The sequence below is a fragment of the Streptomyces avidinii genome, assembly GCF_014650695.1.
In the GTDB taxonomy this organism is placed as follows: Bacteria; Actinomycetota; Actinomycetes; order Streptomycetales; family Streptomycetaceae; genus Streptomyces; species Streptomyces avidinii.
The window spans coordinates 364,446-380,846 of record NZ_BMVL01000006.1 but is presented as its reverse complement, the minus strand read 5'-3'; the positions used below and the strand labels follow the sequence as shown (position 1 = coordinate 380,846).

18 protein-coding genes are annotated in these 16,401 nt (G+C 72.2%); 11 read left to right on the top strand and 7 right to left on the bottom strand.

Features of this window, described 5'->3' with window-relative positions; all coding sequences use genetic code 11:
- Positions 1-174: 174 nt before the first annotated feature.
- Positions 175-1,386 (top strand): cytochrome P450, encoded by a 1,212-nt coding sequence (locus IE257_RS18225; RefSeq protein WP_189969841.1) that lies wholly within the window; start codon positions 175-177, stop codon positions 1,384-1,386.
- A gap of 5 nt (positions 1,387-1,391) precedes the next feature.
- On the top strand, positions 1,392-1,586 hold the full coding sequence (locus tag IE257_RS18220; protein ID WP_189969839.1) for a ferredoxin: 195 nt from the start codon (positions 1,392-1,394) through the stop codon (positions 1,584-1,586).
- Between the two features lie 48 nt (positions 1,587-1,634).
- On the opposite strand, the gene IE257_RS18215 is transcribed toward IE257_RS18220, so the two are convergent.
- Positions 1,635-2,057 carry a DUF732 domain-containing protein gene (locus IE257_RS18215; RefSeq protein ID WP_189969837.1) on the bottom strand — a complete coding sequence of 141 codons (423 nt, stop codon included), beginning with the start codon at positions 2,055-2,057 and terminating at the stop codon, positions 1,635-1,637.
- A gap of 524 nt (positions 2,058-2,581) precedes the next feature.
- On the opposite strand from IE257_RS18215, the gene IE257_RS38415 reads away from it, so the two are divergent.
- Together IE257_RS38415 and IE257_RS18205 are read left to right on the top strand one after the other, a co-directional pair.
- A complete protein-coding gene (locus IE257_RS38415) occupies positions 2,582-3,001 on the top strand; it encodes a DUF4241 domain-containing protein (RefSeq protein ID WP_229920472.1) in 420 nt (139 codons plus the stop codon).
- Between the two features lie 144 nt (positions 3,002-3,145).
- Positions 3,146-4,180: a DUF4241 domain-containing protein gene (locus tag IE257_RS18205; RefSeq protein ID WP_189969835.1), complete on the top strand. Its 1,035-nt coding sequence runs from the start codon at positions 3,146-3,148 to the stop codon at positions 4,178-4,180.
- Between the two features lie 216 nt (positions 4,181-4,396).
- On the opposite strand, the gene IE257_RS18200 is transcribed toward IE257_RS18205, so the two are convergent.
- On the bottom strand, positions 4,397-4,933 hold the full coding sequence (locus IE257_RS18200; RefSeq protein WP_229920471.1) for a hypothetical protein: 537 nt from the start codon (positions 4,931-4,933) through the stop codon (positions 4,397-4,399).
- 68 nt (positions 4,934-5,001) lie between these two features.
- Between IE257_RS18200 and IE257_RS18195 the strand changes: the two genes are divergently transcribed.
- From IE257_RS18195 to IE257_RS18170, 6 genes are all read left to right on the top strand, one after another.
- Positions 5,002-5,619 (top strand): HEAT repeat domain-containing protein, encoded by a 618-nt coding sequence (locus IE257_RS18195; RefSeq protein WP_189969833.1) that lies wholly within the window; start codon positions 5,002-5,004, stop codon positions 5,617-5,619.
- Positions 5,616-6,446, top strand: a complete 831-nt coding sequence (gene nadE / locus IE257_RS18190; protein ID WP_308278599.1) for an NAD(+) synthase — start codon at positions 5,616-5,618, stop codon at positions 6,444-6,446. The genes IE257_RS18195 and nadE overlap by 4 nt, the downstream gene beginning before the upstream one ends.
- Positions 6,447-6,567: 121 nt before the next feature.
- Positions 6,568-7,827, top strand: coding sequence for a PP2C family protein-serine/threonine phosphatase (locus IE257_RS18185; protein WP_189969831.1), 1,260 nt, complete (start codon positions 6,568-6,570; stop codon positions 7,825-7,827).
- A 101-nt stretch (positions 7,828-7,928) separates the two neighbouring features.
- Positions 7,929-8,690, top strand: a complete 762-nt coding sequence (locus IE257_RS18180) for a GNAT family N-acetyltransferase (RefSeq protein ID WP_189969829.1) — start codon at positions 7,929-7,931, stop codon at positions 8,688-8,690.
- A gap of 192 nt (positions 8,691-8,882) precedes the next feature.
- Positions 8,883-10,151: a YhgE/Pip domain-containing protein gene (locus IE257_RS18175; RefSeq protein WP_189969827.1), complete on the top strand. Its 1,269-nt coding sequence runs from the start codon at positions 8,883-8,885 to the stop codon at positions 10,149-10,151.
- A 133-nt stretch (positions 10,152-10,284) separates the two neighbouring features.
- Entirely contained in the window at positions 10,285-10,431 is a 147-nt protein-coding gene (locus tag IE257_RS18170; protein ID WP_189969826.1) for a hypothetical protein, read from the top strand.
- A 78-nt stretch (positions 10,432-10,509) separates the two neighbouring features.
- Here IE257_RS18170 and IE257_RS18165 read toward each other — a convergent pair whose 3' ends face one another.
- The gene (locus tag IE257_RS18165) at positions 10,510-11,208 is read right to left on the bottom strand and encodes an RlpA-like double-psi beta-barrel domain-containing protein (RefSeq protein WP_229920470.1); all 699 of its coding nucleotides are present in this window, start codon (positions 11,206-11,208) and stop codon (positions 10,510-10,512) included.
- A gap of 433 nt (positions 11,209-11,641) precedes the next feature.
- Between IE257_RS18165 and IE257_RS18160 the strand changes: the two genes are divergently transcribed.
- Positions 11,642-12,106 carry a DUF2199 domain-containing protein gene (locus tag IE257_RS18160; RefSeq protein WP_229920505.1) on the top strand — a complete coding sequence of 155 codons (465 nt, stop codon included), beginning with the start codon at positions 11,642-11,644 and terminating at the stop codon, positions 12,104-12,106.
- 44 nt (positions 12,107-12,150) lie between these two features.
- Here the strand turns inward: IE257_RS18160 and IE257_RS18155 are convergent, their stop codons facing one another.
- The 4 genes from IE257_RS18155 to IE257_RS18140 form a co-directional block, all read right to left on the bottom strand.
- Complete coding sequence (locus IE257_RS18155; protein WP_189969822.1) at positions 12,151-12,687, bottom strand: hypothetical protein; 537 nt, start codon at positions 12,685-12,687, stop codon at positions 12,151-12,153.
- 217 nt (positions 12,688-12,904) lie between these two features.
- Positions 12,905-13,417 (bottom strand): hypothetical protein, encoded by a 513-nt coding sequence (locus tag IE257_RS18150; protein ID WP_189969820.1) that lies wholly within the window; start codon positions 13,415-13,417, stop codon positions 12,905-12,907.
- Between the two features lie 169 nt (positions 13,418-13,586).
- On the bottom strand, positions 13,587-15,143 hold the full coding sequence (locus IE257_RS38410) for a serine/threonine protein kinase (protein ID WP_209468390.1): 1,557 nt from the start codon (positions 15,141-15,143) through the stop codon (positions 13,587-13,589).
- 196 nt (positions 15,144-15,339) lie between these two features.
- Complete coding sequence (locus IE257_RS18140; protein WP_189969818.1) at positions 15,340-16,296, bottom strand: methionyl-tRNA formyltransferase; 957 nt, start codon at positions 16,294-16,296, stop codon at positions 15,340-15,342.
- Between the last annotated feature and the right edge of the window lie 105 nt (positions 16,297-16,401).

Below are 16,401 nucleotides of genomic sequence, written 5' to 3'. Positions count from 1 at the left end.
CGCGCCCCCTCCGGCCGAGCGGGACCGAGGTGTGGCCGTCTCGCGGGGCCCGGGGTCGCACGTTCGGGTGAACCCGGGCGGACTGGCCGAAACTGGCATGGAGGAGATAGGTGCCTTAGGCATGTAATGGAGTCCGGCGTGAACGGAACCATCACTTGCGAGGTGTTGCTTTCCATGACCGAAGCCATGTCCCCGGCCCTGCCGGATGCCGTCGCCTTCCCCCAGGACCGCACCTGCCCCTACCACCCGCCGGCCGGGTACGAGCCGCTGCGGGAGAACCGGCCCCTCTCGCGGGTCACCCTCTTCGACGGCCGCTCCGTATGGGTGGTCACCGGCCACGCCGAGGCGCGCGCCCTGCTCTCCGACGCGCGGTTGTCCAGCGACCGCACCAGGGAGGCCTTCCCCGCCGCCACCCGTCGCTTCAAGGGCATCCAGGGCCGGGGCGCCGCGCTGGTCGGGGTGGACGACCCCGAGCACAACAGGCAGCGCCGGATGCTGATCCCGAGCTTCTCGGTCAAGCGGATGGCGGCCATGCGACCGCAGATCCAGGAGACCGTGGACCGGCTGATCGACGCGATGGTGGCGCTCGGCACGCGGGCCGAACTCGTCAGCTCCTTCGCCCTGCCGGTCCCGTCCATGGTGATCTGCTCCCTGCTGGGGGTCCCGTACGCGGACCACGAGTTCTTCGAGGGGCAGTCGCGGCGGCTGCTGCGCGGCCCCGAGCCCGCCGACGTCGAGGACGCCCGCCGCCGGCTGGACACGTACCTGGAGGCCCTGATCCGGCAGAAGCGCACCGATCCGGGCGACGGGCTGCTGGACGAGCTGATCGCCACCCGGCTGGAGACCGGCGAGACCACCGTGGAGGAACTGGTCGCCCTGGCCGTGATCCTGCTGATCGCGGGCCACGAGACCACGGCGAACATGATCTCCCTCGGCACCTTCACGCTGCTGCAGCACCCCGAGCAGCTCTCCGAGCTGCGCGACGACCCCTCGCTGATGTCGGAGGCGGTGGAGGAACTGATGCGGTTCCTCTCGATCGCCGACGGCATGCTGCGCGTGGCCACGCAGGAGATCGAGGTCGCCGGCGTGACGATCCGCCCGGACGAGGGGGTGGTCTTCTCGACCTCCGTCATCAACCGCGACGAGGCGGTCTTCGAGGAGCCGGACTCGCTCGCCTGGAACCGGCCCACCCGCCACCACCTGGCCTTCGGGTTCGGCATCCACCAGTGCCTGGGCCAGAACCTGGCCCGCGCCGAGATGGAGATCGCCCTCGGCACTCTCTTCCGGCGGCTGCCCGGCCTGCGCCTGGCGGCCGACCCGGACGAGATCCCCTTCAAGCCGGGGGACACCATCCAGGGCATGTTCGAACTCCCCGTGGCCTGGTGAGCGGCATGCGGATCTCGGTCGACCAGGGCGCCTGCATCGGCGCCGGCCAGTGTGCGCTGACGGCGCCCCAGGTGTTCACCCAGGACGACGACGGGCTCGGCGAGGTGCTCCCGGGCCGCGAGGACGGCCACGGCAGCCCACTCGTACGGGAGGCCGCCCGGGCCTGCCCGGTCTCGGCGATCACCGTCGCGGAGGGCTGAAGGTCCCTCCGTGCCGCCGGGCCCCTCGTCCGCCTCGCCCGCCTCCCGTCAGTAGGTGGGGCAGATGTTGGCTTGGACGGTGGCCAGGATGAGCGCGCTCTTGGTCGGGCCGAAGCCGTTGGGGTGACCGGGGCCGGTGAAGCGCTGCTCGACCTGGGCGACGCGCTTGGTGGGGTCCTTCTCGTCCTTCATGGCGGTGCACTGGTCCCGTCCGCGGCTGATGGCCTCGTCGTCCTTGCCGTTCACGATCTCGGGGTCGATGCCGTTGAGGGTGGCGAGGTAGATGACGCGCTTGTCGCCCGTGGGGCCGGGCGGGGCGCCGGCGGTGTCCGCGGCGCCGGGACCGGCGGGCGACGTGGGCGCGGTGGCGGATGCGGTGGGCTTCGCGTCGGTCTTCGGGCTGCTGCTGCAGCCGGCGACGGCGAGGACCGCGAGGGCGGCCAGCAGCGTTGCGGTGTGATGTGTGCGCATCAGGACATGGTGGGCCGTGCCCCGCGCGCACGTGTGGTCCGTGACGCAGCTGTGACGAGGATGGTTCGGACGGCCCCTCCCGTCATGGGTGCCTGGGGCCCACAGCAGCGAGATGTATCCGCCCGCTGCCACCGGGATTCTCGGCAGCCGCAGCCGCAGCCGCAGCCGCAGCCGCAGCCGCAGCCGCAGCCGCAGCCGCAGCCGCAGCCGCAGCCGCAGCCGCAGCCGCAGCCGCTGCCGGCAGCGCCGGCTCGTTGGGTACGCCCTTGCGCCGGCCGCGCGAGCCGAAGGGCCCCACGTTCCCACCCCCACCGTTGTCCACCCGGTTGATGGTGATTGTGCCGCCCCGGTCACGACCGCATGAGGAACCGGCCGCACCCCGTGCCTCGCCCGCCTGACCGACGTCGAAGCCCGGGCCCCGTGCGCCGCCCATCTCCCGGCCCCGTCGGTCCCGTTGTCACAGGCGGCGGCTACGTTGCCGGTCAGCACACAGCCAAGGCAGGACGCACGAGCAGGGAGCGGTCATGGTCGTCGAGGTGGAGTACGCGCGGGCGTGGGACCTGGAGGCCCGTGCGCCCTGGCGGCCGATGTCCGTCGGGGAGGCTCGTGAGCGGGACGCCGCCGGGCTTCCGTACGTCGTCGTGTACCGGGAGCCGGGCCGGGAGGTTCCGCTGGAGGTCCGGCTCGTCTCCTGGCGGGACCACTACGTCGGGCTGTGGGTCTACGACGCCCAGGGCCGCCGCACCTACGACCTGGACATGCGGCCGGCTTCCGGCGGCGAACTCATGGCCTTCGCCACGACCGGCGACGGTACCTACCCCGTGTGGGTCGGGCGTTCCGGCACCGGGGAGGTGGTCGCCGTCGTGGTGCTGGTGGAGGGGGATGCCCGAACTGCTTCCGGAGCGGGACGGAGCCACCGTCGATGCCTGAGACGACGTACGTGACCTACGAGGAGTCCTGGAACGCGGCGTCCCGCACCGGTGGTCGCGAGCTCTCCGCCGAGGAGGCGCGCGCCCGGGACGCCTCCGGCCTTCCGTACGCGGTCATCCACCGCGCCCCGGGGCCGCGAAGTACCGCTCGGGGCGCGGATGGTGGCGTGGCAGGCCGGGGTCCTCGACACCTGGGCGTACGACGAACACGGCCGCCGGACCGCCGAGGCCGAGCTGCGGCTGCGCACCGACGAGCGTCGGCTCCTGATCCGGCGCCTGCTCGTGCGGCGGTACCCGGACGGGCGGACGGCGGAGTTCGACATGCACTGCCCCCGAACGGCAGTGGACCTCTCCTGCGACGGCACCGCGCGCATCTCGCACCAGCCCGAGGGCATGCGGGGCGCCTCACTGGAGGCCGAGGTGGCGGTGGCCGAGGAGGACCTCTGGACGGCCCGCCCGTCCTTCGACGACCGGCCGGCGCTCGCGGTCGTGGACGCGCTCCCGGACTGGGTCGCCGAAAGGCTGCTCCCCGGGGCGTCCGGCTGGCGCCGGGAGCCCTCGCGGCTGCTCGGGTCCATCGACTTCGACCGGTTCTTCCGGCCCGGTACCCGCGTTCCGGGGCTGACGGTCCTCGATCCGGTGGGGTGCGGCAGCGTGCGCGTGCCGAGCGGGGTGCTGGCGGTGGCCTGCCCGCAGAGCTGGGACGAGGAGCCGACGATCACGGTGGCCGTGCCCCCGGGCACGTACGCGGTGAAGGCGGCCATGGTCGAGGTCGAGAACGGGGAGTACGGGACCTACGACGAGGTCGCAGTCGTCCGGTTGGAGATCCGCGACGCTCCCGTGGCCGCCTGGGAGATGGCGCTCGGGCCGGGGCACGACACGCTCCGGCTCCGCGCCGGGGAGGCCTTCGGCTTCGGCACGGACGGGGCGACGGGCGCCTTCGGCGACGCCGGGGTCTGGCAGGACCTGCGGGACCTGCTGGAGCGGGCGAATTGGCAGGGTTCCCCGGAGGCCGGAAGGCTCGCCGGTTCCGCGGCCGGTATGCACCTCGACGGCGGCGACCTGGGCGCGGACCTGGCGGTCTTCTGCACGAGCGGCGACGGCGTCTACCCCGTGTGGGTGGGCCGGTCCGCCGCCGGAGAGGTCGTCTGCGTCGATGTCCAGACGGCTTTCGAGCTGAACCTCGACGCCTGAGGCCGTCCCTCGGGTCCCGCTGGGTGGTCACGCCGACGGGACCGGCCCGCGGCGGGTCACTGCTGTCGAAGCGTGGCCCGCCGAGCACCGGCCCCGGGGGCGTGCGCCCCGGGAGCCGTCCGGCACGCCGGGCGGGGGAGCAGGCGCCGGCACCGGCACCCGGACGGGCCGCTCATGCCCTCGCCGGTGGCCGGAGCCGGTGCCGCAGTGGCGGGCTCAGCTCTGCACGGTCCGAGGTACCCCGGTCCAGGCCTCGGCGAGCAGCGACACCCGCCGGTGCAGGGCCCGCCGCCGCTCCTCCACCCGGGCGGTGCGCCCGGCCACGGCCACGACCGCCTCGACCAGCACCGCGTCGGTGACCTCGGGCAACTCCCGGGCCACGGCGGCGCGCAGTGCCTCCTCGCCGGTGAGGGCGGCCGCCAGCAGCGCCTGCGCCGTCTGCGGTGCCACCGTCCGCAGTGCCCGCGACCCTGCCGCGTCCCGCGTGCGCAGCAGGTACCAGAAGGCGGGCGGCAGGGCCACGCCGCCCGACGCGGTGACCTGTCGCGACGGCCGCACCCGTGGGTGCCGCGGCGAGTGGTGCCCGTCCTGCTCCCACAACAGGACACCGTCGGCGGTGTACGCGCGCACGCCCGTACGGGTCTGCGCCTCGGCGAGTACGACGTCCTCCACCGCGCCCTCCGGCGCGGCCCACAGCCCCCACGGTTCCTGGCCCGCGCGGTCGATGTCGAACCGGGCCGTTCGCCCGTCCACGCTCTCCACCAGGTAGTGGTCGGGTGCATGGTCGCGGCCGGCCTCGGACCGTCTCCTATGCTCTGGCCGTGGACGGATACCGGGCGCTGACGGCATGGATCGAATCGGCCTGGAAGGAGCTCAAGGAGCTGAAGGACCTGGACGGCTCCGATGCGGGCCGCCGGGACTTCTGCCTCGATGCAGTGAGCGACATCCTGGAGACCGGCCGCCTCACGCAGGACGACGCCGAGCGGGCCGTCGAGCGCCTGGTGACCGTCGCGCTCTCCGATGAGGGCCACCAGGTACGGGAGTCCGCACTGCACGCGGTCTGCACGGCCTCCGCGCGCTACTTGCTCCCGTACCGGGTGGTGGAGCCGCTCGCCGCCGGCGCGGACGGCTTCGAACCGTTGCTTCTGGAGTACGTCCTGGGTGTCCTGGGCGCGACGCACGACCAAGCGGCGCTCCCGGTCGTCGAGCGGTTCCTCCAGCACCCCCGGCCCGATGTGCGCAAGGAGGCGGCGGACGCGGTGCGCGAGCTGGACGGGTGCCGGGAGCGCTCCCGCCTCCGGGCCGCCGCCGCGACCGGGGGCCGGGCCGGGGTCTCTCCGGTTTCCCTTAGAGTGCTTCCGTCCCGTACACGTGACTGTGACCCCGGCCGGGCGGCGCGTGCCGACCCGCGCACGGGCCCGAGCGAGGAGCAATCGTGACCGACCTGGCGTCCATATCCCTGCAGCAGGAGATCGCCCGGGATCTCCAGGTGAGCGCGTCCTTCGACGCACGGCAGGAGATCGAGCGCCGCGTGGCCTTCCTCGCCGACCGGCTGACCTCCCCGGGCCTGCACGCCCTGGTCCTCGGCATCAGTGGCGGTGTGGACTCCACCACTGCGGGCCGCCTGTGCCAGCTCGCCGTCGAGCGGGTCCGGGCCGCCGGGCACGACGCGACCTTCTTCGCGATGCGGCTGCCGTACGGGACCCAGGCCGACGAGAAGGACGCGCAGCTGGCGCTCGAGTTCATCCGGGCCGACCGCGTCCTGACCGTGGACGTGAAGGCCGCGAGCGACGCCGCCCTGGAGGCCGGGCTGGCCGGCGGCACCCTCTTCCGCGACGCCCACCACCAGGACTTCGTGCACGGCAACATCAAGGCCCGGCAGCGCATGATCGCCCAGTACGCGGTGGCGGGCGCGCACGCGGGTCTGGTCGTCGGCACCGACCACGCCGCCGAGGCGGTCTCCGGCTTCTTCACCAAGTTCGGCGACGGCGCGGCCGACGTCGTACCGCTCACCGGTCTGACCAAGCGGCGGGTGCGCGCCATCGCGGACGAGCTGGGCGCTCCGGCGCAGCTGGTGCACAAGACCCCCACCGCGGACCTGGAGACCCTGGACCCGGGCAAGCCCGACGAGGACGCGCTCGGCGTCACGTACGACGACATCGACGACTTCCTGGAGGGCAAGCCCGTCGGCGGGGGGGCCTTCCAGGCCATCGTCCGCCGCTACCGGCTCACCGAGCACAAGCGGCAGCTGCCGATCGCCCCCTGAGCGCCTCCGCGCTGCCGTCCCGTCGCGTGCCGTGCCACTCCGGGATTGAGCCGAACGGCTCAATCCCGGGGCCTGTGGCGGGCCCGCCCCGCGCCGTCGCCCCTATCGTGGGAATGACCCCATGACAGGGGCGGTGGCGCGCGAACAGGTGGATGTGGACGGAACCGGGATCGACTATCAGGCGGTGTTCCAGGCCCTGCCGGGCGCGGTCGCGCTGCTCACCCCCGATCTGGTGTACCTGGACGCCAACGAGTCCTTCCTGTCGGCGTCCGGCCGTACCCGGGAGCAGCTCGTCGGCCGCTACCTCTTCGACGTCTTCCCCGACAACCCCACCGATCCGGCAGCGAACGGCATGCGCAACCTGCGTGCCTCCCTGGAACGGGTCAAGGCCACCCGGGAGCGCGACAGCATGGCCGTGCAGCGCTACGACGTGGAGGAGCCCGACGGGTCCGGGGTGTGGCACGAGCGCTACTGGAGCCCCGTCAACGTCCCGGTCCTCGCCCCCGACGGCAGCCTGGTGCTGCTGCTGCACCGGGTGGAAGAGGTCACCGAGATCATCCGGGCCCGAGGCGGTAGCAGCGACCGGGACCAGGCCCAGGTGCTGGAGGCCGAGATCTACACCCGCGGCCGGGAGCTCCAGGAGGTCAACGAACGCCTGCGCCGGTCCCACGCCTACGAGCGCGACGTCGCCCTCCACCTCCAGGAGGCGCTGCTGCCGGCGCCGGTTCCGCTCGGCCACCACCAGGCCGCCGTGCGCTACCGGCCCGCCACCGAGTCCCTGAACGTGTGCGGCGACTGGTACGACCTCGTCGACCGGCCCGGCCGCACCGCCGTCGCCGTCGGCGACGTCGTCGGCCACGGGCTGAGGGCGGCCGGCGTCATGGGCCAGTTGCGCAGCGCCCTGTCGGCCGCTTCCCATGTCGCCGAGGGACCGGCCCAGGCCCTGGAGGTCCTCGGCCTCTACGCCCGCTCCGTCGAGGGAGCCGAGTCCACCACCGCCGTCTCCGTCTTCATCGACTGGAAGAGCCGTACCCTCACCTACAGCAGTGCAGGCCACCCCCCGCCCGTCCTCTGCCACCCCGACGGCACGGTCACCTTCCTCGACGAGGCCACCGACCCCCCGCTCGGCGCCCGGCCCGAGCACGCCCCGCGCCCCGAGGCCCAGGTCGCCTTCACCGTGGGCTCCGTCCTCGTCCTCTACACGGACGGGCTCATCGAACGCCGCCGCGAGGACATCGACGTCGGACTGGGCCGGCTCGCCGACTCCCTCGTGCGCCACCGCACCGCCACCGCCGACGCCATCGCGGACGCGCTGCTGGCCGAGCTCATCCCGGCGGGCGGCGTCACCGACGACACCGCGCTGGTCGTCCTGCGCATGTGAGGCCCCCGGACCACCCTGCGGGGCATCCCCGGCCACTGCCGGGCCACCCACGTCGGGAAACCCGAAGGCGTGCCCGGGCCGCGGCTGCGTAGGCTCGGCCCATGCAGAGCCCAGAACTCCAGCGCGTCCATTCCTTCCTGTCGGACTTCGCCCGCCGCCAGGCCGCGCGCACCGCGCCCCTGCCCGGAGGGTTCGCCGTATACGACGACGCGTACGGCGAGTCCCGGGCGAACAACCAGGTCGTCATCGACGCGGACGTGGACCCCGATGCGCTGCCGGCCCTGGCGGACGAGGCCCTCGGACATCTGCCGCACCGGCTGGTCTCCGTACTCGACGACGAAACCGGCAGGGCGTGCGCGGAACCGCTGCTCCGGGCCGGCTACACCCACTCCACGTATCTGGTCATGCTGCACACCGGTCCGGTGCCGGAGGTCGGACCCGCGCAGGAGGTCGACCTCGACGCACTGCGCGTTCCGCTGACGAGGCGCTGGCGGGGCTTCCTCCCTGACGTCGACGACGAGGTGCTGCGCCAGCTCGTCGAGCGGCGCGAGGCCCGCCGGCGCGGGGCGGACGTCGTGCAGTTCATCGGCGCCCGCACCGAGGCGGGCGAGGTCGCCTCGTGGGCCGACCTCTACGTGGACCGGACGACCGGCACGGCCCAGATCGAGGACCTGATCACCGCGGAGGAGCACCTCGGCCGCGGCTACGCGGACGCCGTCCTGGCCGGCACCCTGCACCGGGCCGCCGCCCACGACTGCGATCTCCGCTTCCTGACCGCGGACGCGATGGACTGGCCGCGCCACTGGTACGAGCGCCGTGGCTTCGCCGTCGTCGGCCACACGCACGCCTTCGAACGCGGCTGACGCCGACGCCGCCGGACCGTGCCCGCGGTGGGCTGTTCCGGTGGTCCGCGCGCGGGATCGCGGCCGGTGTGCGAGGGGTGCGGCGGCCCGGCCGGGTGCGGGGACCATCCTGGGGGTGCCGTGCGGCCCGGCCGCTCCCACCGTCCTTCCGTCCTTCGATCCCGGCCCGCCGCCGGGAAGCTACGGAGACCGATGTCCCCGACCGACGCCCCCGAAGCCACCGCCGCGGCCCTGGTGCGCCGCCCCCAGCTGTGGTTGGTCCCCACGATCCTCACGGGGCTGCTCGCCCTGCTGCTGTCGCTGCTCTATATGGGCGGCATCGTCAATCCCAACGCGGAACTGCGCCACCTGCCCATCGCCCTGGTCAACGAGGACACGGGAAAGCCACCGCCGGGGCAGCAGCAGAACCTGGGCACGCAGATCACGGCCGCCATCTCCGCCGACCCCGCCGGAGGCAAGGCGGACTGGCGCGAACTGACCCTCGCCCAGGCCCGGGACCAGCTCGACTCCGGAAAGGTCTACGGCGCGCTGGTCGTCCCGGCCGGCTTCACCGAGTCCGTCGCGGTGCTCCCCACGTCCGGGGCGACGAAGCTGCCGACCATCACCGTGCTCACCAACCCCGGCAAGGGGAGCCTCGGATCCTCGCTGGCCGGCCAGATCACGACACAGGCCGCCCACCGCGCGTCCCGGAGCATCGGCGAACAGCTCACCGCGGCCGCCGGCGCGCAGGCGAGCCCCACGGCGAAGCTGCTGCTCGCCGACCCGGTCGACGTCGTCACTCAGGTCGGCCACCCGATCGGCGCGCACAGCGGCCTCGGCCTGACGGCCTTCTACTACACCCTGCTGCTGGTGCTGGCCGGATTCATGGGCGGCAACGTCATCAGCAACGGCGTCGACACCGCCCTCGGCTACGCCGACAACGAGATCGGCCCCTGGCACACCCGTCGCCCGACGGTGCCGATCAACCGTACGCAGACGCTGCTCCTGAAGATGGTGATGACCGCGGGCATCACGCTCGCCAGCGTTTCCCTGGTGATGCTGGCCTGCGTCGCCATCCTGGGGATGGACGCGTCCCACCTGCCGCTCCTGTGGGTCTACTCCTACTGCGCGGCCCTCGCCGTCGGCCTGGGCGTGCAGGCCATCAACGCCGCGTTCGGCGGAATCGGCCAGCTCGTGTCGATGTTCGTGTTCATCGTGCTGGGTCTGCCGTCGTCCGGTGCGACCGTCCCCCTGGAGGCGGTTCCCGGCTTCTACCGCTTCCTCTCCCACTTCGAACCGATGCGTCAGCTCAGCGACGGCGTGCGCGCGATCCTCTACTTCGACGCCCGCGGGGACGCAGGGCTCACCCGCTCCTGGATCATGATCGCGGTCGGCACCGTACTGGCCCTCGTCTTCGGCTTCGCCATGACCCTCTACTACGACCGCAAGGGCCACAAGCGACTGACGCCCCAACCCGCCTGACGGGTGCGGCGCCGTGTGGTGCGGGGCGGCGCGGTGCGGTGCGGTCCGGTGCGGCGGGCAGAGCGGTCGGCCGCGTGCACATAACTGCTGCGCCTCGGGGTACACGAGCCGACGAGGACCCCAAGGAGGCGACATGTCAGCGTTGTTGACCCGCATCAAGCAGTTCGCCCGCAGCCCGCAGGGGCAGCGGGCCGTCGCATCGGTTCGGCGCGCCGCCGCCGACCCGCGCAAGCGCACCCAGGCCGGCCGGCTGCTGAACCGCCTGCGCGGTCGGCGCTGACCGCGCGGCGGTAGTGGCCGCGCAGGCCCGCGGCGGGGAGGGCGTGTGCCCCTGCCCCGCCGTGGCCCGGTCGGGGGCTCAGCCCACGCGTTCGACGCGTGCGCGTCGGATGAGGTTCTTGCCGGGTTCTCGTACCTTGTCGAAGGCTGCGTTGTTGAGCAGGACGCAGCTGCCTGACGGTCCGTTGACGGTGACGGTGGTGGCTTGGCCGTTGTCGAGGTTGGTCACCTTCAGCTTGGTCCCCACGGGGAAGGTCCCACTACTGGCCGCCGGTGCACCCGCCTCCCCGGACAGGGTCACCGTCGACCCCGGACACACCACTTCCCCGGTGGCCGGCGGCACCTGCACACCTGCGGCCTGACTCGGGGCGCCCGCGCCGCCGGCACCTCCACCGCCCCCGGCGCTGCCGCCGCCCCCGGCCACGCGTTCGATGCGTGCGCGTCGGATGAGGTTCTTGCCGGGTTCTCGTACCTTGTCGAAGGCTGCGTTGTTGAGCAGGACGCAGCTGCCTGACGGTCCGTTGACGGTGACGGTGGTGGCTTGGCCGTTGTCGAGGTTGGTCACCTTCAGCTTGGTCCCCACGGGGAAGGTCCCACTACTGGCCGCCGGCGGACCCGCCTCCCCGGACAGGGTCACCGTCGACCCCTTGCACACCACATCAGGGGCTGCCGCATTGCCGGTCGCCACCGTGGCGACGACCCCACCGACCACAAGGCTTCCCGTGACGGCAGAGAGCACGAGCTTCTTCTTGAGACCCATGGTCCGTTTTCTGGACACTTGACACTCCTCGATCCGATGGACGCTGTCTCCCCCTGAGTCCTGCATACGGCCGAGGCCATATGCGCAAGCAGTCCTGTTGCCTTTTTACGAATCAGGCTGCGAAAAGGTTTGAGGCGCTGCGCGAAGGCGCAGTGCGGGGCTCCTGACAGCCGGCCGAGGCCCGACACCGCAGGTCAACAGCCCTCGCACCCACGGACGGACGCACGTGCGCGCCACGCCCCGACACTCCCGCCCGACGCCGGACCGAGCAGCCCCAAGGCAGCCTTAAGGTTCGTTTGATCTCCCCTTAACCACCCCAGGTCGAAGGCGCGGCGTGCTCTGCGGGTGCATGACGGCCGGGGGCGCGAGGCCGGTCAGTAGGCTCCGCTTCATGACCAGTGATCCCGGATTCACCTGCTCGTGCTGCGGCGCACGGCACCCTGAACTCCCGATGAACTACGCGGCCGAGGCCCCGGCCGTGTGGGATCCGGCCTTCGCCGACGCCGACGACTGCCTGCTCTCGTCGGACCAGTGCGTGATCCGTGCCCGGTACTACTTCGTCAAGGGCCTGGTCGAGATACCGGTCATAGGCAGCGACGAGATGTTCTCCTGGGCCGTGTGGGTCTCACTCAGCCGCGAGAACTTCTCCCGGGCGGTGGACCTGTGGGACACGCCGGGGCGGGAGTTCGAGGAACCGTACTTCGGCCGGCTCACCACCGATCTCCTCGCCTACACGCCCACCACCCTCAACCTGAAGACGAACCTCCACACCCGGCCGCTCGGCGAGCGCCCCTTCGTCGAGCTCGAACCCACCGACCATCCCCTCGCCGTGGAGCAGCGCACGGGGATCACGCGTGACCGCGTACGCGAGATCGCCGCCGCCGTGCTCCATCCCGCCGGTGACGGGCGGCGGTGACGGGCGGCGGTGACGGAAGACCCCGCCGGGCCCGGTGCTGCGGGTCAGTCCCGGTCCGAGCGGGACAGTGCCTCGGTGACCATGCGGGTGGCGAAGTCGCGGTCGCCGGTGAGTCGGTTGATGTGTTCCGCGAGCAGCAGGGCCGTGGCTTCCAGGGAGTTCATCTCGTCCCCGGTCCAGTCCCCGTACTGCTTGCGCCACAGGTTGGGACTCAGGCCGGTGGCAGCCGCGACGACCATGCCGACCATGGTGGGGATGACCTCGGGGCGGATGCTCTTGGGCATCATGCGCATCGAGGCCACGAAGCTCGGCACCACGTACTCGATGACGTCCGTGTTCTGGTCCTCGTGAGCCATCCGCAGCCACTGCATGAACATGTAGATGAGCGTGCACGCGCCGTCCACCAGGTCATTGGCCTCCTCGGGGCCCAGTGACGCGGTGAACTGGTCGATCAACTCCTGCTGTTCGGGGTCGGTCGCGCTCCTGCCCGAGTAGACGGCTTTGAGCCGGGAGTCGATCATCATGAGCGCTGCACCCACATCGCCGGCGGGAGCGTACTTGGCGTCGCAGGGCGATGGCACAGGATTCCTCCTCGGGTGACCGTGGGCAACGGGTCGTCTCCGTACAGTAGCCACCGGCCGGCCGGGCAGTCAGCCGAATCCTGAGGGGGGCTTGGAAAGGCCCTTGCCCGGTGGGCCGTTCAGAGCCCCCCGGGGGGTGGTGCAGCGCGTCCTGGTACCGGTCGCGGACCCCCGGGCCCGGACCGGGCATCCGGCTGGATCCGAGAGAGGGGCCGGCCTAGGGGAGCGCGCTGCTCACGCCGTCGGCGATCATCATCCACATGGGCTGGGCGCCCGTGCCGAAAGCCGCGGCCAGCGCGTAGCCGATCGCGGCGTCCGCCGGGCGGAGTTCGCGGTCCTCCCGCCATTCGGCGATGACCGTCTCGTCGCCGTCGGACGAGAAATCGCCCAGGTGCGTGCCGTCGCGGGTCAGCCGGCTGCTCGGGACGGAGTCCGGGACCAGGCGGTAGGACGCCCCGTCGTACTCCACGTCCACCCGGTACGACTTCCTGGTGAGTCGGCCCTTCGCCGGCAGCAGCCCGGCCTGCGCGCCGTCGACCCGCAGCGTGAGGTGTGCCGGGTCGCGGGTGCCGATGGCGATCTGCGGGTCCGCCTCCGCCGCAGGGTCGCGCTCCAGGGTCACGCGGGGGATCGACTCTCCGTCGACCTCGAGGCGGTCCTGGCCGCTCAGGCGGACGGTGATCGCACCGAAGTGCGTGTCCTCGATGGGGGCTCGGTCTATCTGGTTCACAGGTGAGAGTCGCTTCGGTGTGTGGAGTAAGTGGAGTGCGTGGCGTTCGTGGAGTGGGGGACGGGGGCGGTGGGTCCGTGCTGTGCCGAATGCGCAACAGCCCGTCCGCACCACCCTACCGGCGATGATCACGGCTCCCGGTCGTGCTGCCGCGGCCGCCACTCGTGGGTCACTCGCGCTTCCACACCTTGGCGACGGCCTCCAGGTAGTCGTCCTGGCCGTCCTCGATGTTGGTGATCTCCAGTACGAGCAGCAGATCGGAGGAGACGCGGACGCAGATCATGTCGTCGATGCCCCACTCGGCGTCCTCGACCAGCGTTCCGTAGCCGGAGGACCATGCGTCGGCGAGGCAGTCGCTGTTCACGTCGGAATCCCCGGACGTCAGCAGCAGGATGTCGTCCCCGCCGAGGTCCCAATTCGTGTGCAGGTCGACGTCGAAACCGTCCCCCGCCTTCGGGTCCGTGAAGTCGGCGGCGTCGATGCCGAACCCGGTGGGCAGTTGGATGTCCGCCTCGTCCGACAAGGACCACCCCTCGAACGGGTCGGTGCTCTCGGGCGTCGCGTCCGACGGGGTGCCGCCGCTGTCGTCCCGGGAGACGTACTGCTGGTCCTTGTCCTTCCCGTTCTGCGCGGCCGTGTAGGCGAAGGCCCCGATCGCCGCGGCCACCACCACAGCCGCGGCCGCGATGAAGGGTGCTGTACGGATCCGGGCGCGGGCCCCTCCCGGGCGCGTTCCGTGGCCGGGCAGGGCGGCGAGCGGCACGGCCGCCGCGGCGGGATCCACCCGGGTGGGCGCGTACCGCGGAAGTGCGGCGGCCGTCAGCGAGGGGTCGGAGTCGGCCTCCAGAGCCGAGGAGGCACGCGCGAGGAGGCTGTGCGCGACGGGGGCCGGGAGCCAAGCGGAACCGTCCGGGCGGGAGTCGTCCGCCTCGGCCGCGAGTTCGGTGAACAAGGTGTCCAGGGAAGGCCGCGCGGCCGGGTCCTTGGCCAGGCAGCGGCGCACGAGGTTCAGCGCGGTCCCCGAGAGGGCGTCCAGCCGGGGCTCGCAGTGCACGACCCGGTAGAGCAGCGCCGGAGTGGCGCCGGTGCCGAAGGGGCTCTCGCCGCTGAGGGTGAAGGCCAGCACCGCCCCGAAGGAGAACACGTCGGAGGCGGGGCCGACCACGCCCCCGGAGGCCTGCTCCGGGGACATGAAGCCGGGGGAGCCGACGGTCATACCGGTGCGGGTCAGGGCGCTCGCCTCGGTGGCCCGTGAGATGCCGAAGTCGATCACCCGGGGCCCGTCGGGGCCCAGCAGGACGTTGGACGGTTTCAGGTCACGGTGTACCAGTCCCGCCGCGCGCACGGCGGCGAGGGCCGCCGCCAGCCCGCGGGCCAGGGCGAGCGCCGAGGCCTCGGGGAACGGGCCGTGCTCGGCCACCGCCTCGGCGAGCGACATCCCGGGTACGAACACCGTGCTCAACCACGGTGTCGGGTCGTCCACTCCGGCGGCGAGGACCTGCGCGGTGAACCGTCCGTCCACCGCCCGCGCGGCGGCGACCTCGCGGGCGAACCGGCGCCTGAACTCCGGGTCCCGGGCCAGTTCCGGATGCACCACCTTGACGGCGACGCTCCGTCCGCCGGGCGTGCGGGCCAGGTAGACGCGGCCCATGCCTCCGCTGCCGAGCCGTGCGACGACGTGGTAGGGCCCGACCCGCACGGGGTCACCCGGTATCAATGCGTCCACTTGACCCCCCGCATCGCGCCAGTCCGGCCGGATTCTAGTGGCGCGAACCATGGTCATGCAGGCGTTCGCAGGTCGCCGCCAGGGCGCCGGATCCTCTTCCGGCGCCCGGGTCGACGCCGTGACCGAGCGGCGCCGCGGCTCAGCAGTGCCGCGGCTCGGCGGGTTCAGCGGCACTGCGGCTCACCGGATCACCGGATCACCGGCTCGGCGGCCGACTGGTCAGGTACCCGCCCATGGTGGTGAAGTAGTCCGTCGCGGGCATCTCCTCGCCGTCCTCGGTGCGCACCCGGGTGATGGCCAGGCCGTGGTTGCGCCCCGTGCGCGCATCGGCTCCGGCCACGATCACGACGCCTTCGCCCTCGCGGTAGAACACCCGGCCGGGCGTGCCGCCGTAGCGGCCCTCGGAGACGACGGCGGCCAGTACCTCCAGTCGCTTGCCGCGGTGGAAGGTGAAGGCGGCCGGGTACGGGGCGGACTGGGCGCGGACCAGCCTCTGGAGGTCCTCGGCCGGCCAGTTCCAGTCGATGCGGATGTCCTCCGCCGACCGCTTGTGGAAGAAGCTGGCCTGCGAGCGGTCCTGGCGGGTGAAGTCGGTCTCGCCGGCCGCGATCCGGCCCAGCGCGCCGACGGTGACCGGTGCGATCAGGTCGACCGTCTTGTGGAACAGATCGGTGGCGGTGTCGGTCGGCCCGACGGGTACGGCGCGCTGGACGACGATGTCGCCCGCGTCGAGCTCGTCGTTCATCAGGTGGGCGGTGACGCCCACTTCGGGCTCGCCGTTGATCAGTGCCCAGATCAGCGGTGAGAAGCCGGCGTACTTGGGCAGCAGGGAGTCGTGCACGTTGAGGGTGCCGTGGCGGGGGAGGTTGAAGATGCGCGGGGGGATCCAGGTGCGCCAGTTGTTCGCCACGATGATGTCCGGTTCCGCCTCCTTGAGGCGCGTGAACAGCTCCTCGTCGTCAGGGCGGTTGCGGATGAGCACCGGGACGCCGTGGTCGTCCGCGAGGTCGGCGACCGAGTCGCTCCAGATCTTCTCGTAAGCGTGCTCGCTCCTGGGGTGCGTGACGACCAGAACGACATCGTGTTCGGAATCCAGTAGGGCCTGCAGGGTGCGGTGCCCCCACGTCTGGTAGCCGAACATGACGACCCGCATGGGGTTCCTCCTTGGAGCGGCGACAGATTTCAGAATGAGTAAAGCAAGCCTTACCTAACTCCGCAACGCCTCTGATTTTGCAGTGAGTTCCGCCGGAAATCGATG

Coding starts and splice junctions, on each gene's coding strand:
- IE257_RS18175 (WP_189969827.1), top strand. CDS start 8,883: ATGTCCCCGACCGACGCCCCCGAAGCCACCGCCGCGGCCCTGGTGCGC.
- IE257_RS18205 (WP_189969835.1), top strand. CDS start 3,146: ATGGTGGCGTGGCAGGCCGGGGTCCTCGACACCTGGGCGTACGACGAA.
- IE257_RS18220 (WP_189969839.1), top strand. CDS start 1,392: ATGCGGATCTCGGTCGACCAGGGCGCCTGCATCGGCGCCGGCCAGTGT.
- IE257_RS18185 (WP_189969831.1), top strand. CDS start 6,568: ATGACAGGGGCGGTGGCGCGCGAACAGGTGGATGTGGACGGAACCGGG.
- IE257_RS18225 (WP_189969841.1), top strand. CDS start 175: ATGACCGAAGCCATGTCCCCGGCCCTGCCGGATGCCGTCGCCTTCCCC.
- IE257_RS38415 (WP_229920472.1), top strand. CDS start 2,582: ATGGTCGTCGAGGTGGAGTACGCGCGGGCGTGGGACCTGGAGGCCCGT.
- IE257_RS18180 (WP_189969829.1), top strand. CDS start 7,929: ATGCAGAGCCCAGAACTCCAGCGCGTCCATTCCTTCCTGTCGGACTTC.
- IE257_RS18215 (WP_189969837.1), bottom strand. CDS start 2,057: ATGCGCACACATCACACCGCAACGCTGCTGGCCGCCCTCGCGGTCCTC.
- IE257_RS18160 (WP_229920505.1), top strand. CDS start 11,642: ATGAACTACGCGGCCGAGGCCCCGGCCGTGTGGGATCCGGCCTTCGCC.
- IE257_RS18140 (WP_189969818.1), bottom strand. CDS start 16,296: ATGCGGGTCGTCATGTTCGGCTACCAGACGTGGGGGCACCGCACCCTG.
- IE257_RS18170 (WP_189969826.1), top strand. CDS start 10,285: ATGTCAGCGTTGTTGACCCGCATCAAGCAGTTCGCCCGCAGCCCGCAG.